General features: G+C 62.2%; 1 pseudogene. It reads left to right on the top strand.

Features of this window, described 5'->3' with window-relative positions:
* Positions 1–288 (top strand): annotated as a pseudogene (locus tag ABJ99_RS14445) (VirB4 family type IV secretion system protein); the annotation flags it as partial.

Below are 288 nucleotides of genomic sequence, written 5' to 3' on the forward strand. Positions count from 1 at the left end.
TTCCAGTTTCACGACAGTCCGGGGTTGCGGCAAATGCTGTTTGACCTGGTGCTGTGCTGCGCCGGTGGACCTGACAAGAGCAATGACGCTGACCAGCGGACGATCAAGGATTCGGTCGAAGCGGTCATGGCGCACACGAATGTGCGTCTTCGGGGCATGTCACTGCTGCTGCAAAACATCCCCCACCGGGGTGGCAATTGCCTGCACACCCGGCTGTCGAAATGGTGCCGCCTGGCGGGTGAAGGCCGCGAAGGCCAGTACGCCTGGGTGCTGGACTCGCCGGTCAAC

This window comes from Pseudomonas syringae pv. cilantro (genome assembly GCF_001293775.1).
GTDB classification, from domain to species: Bacteria; Pseudomonadota; Gammaproteobacteria; order Pseudomonadales; family Pseudomonadaceae; genus Aquipseudomonas; species Aquipseudomonas syringae_P.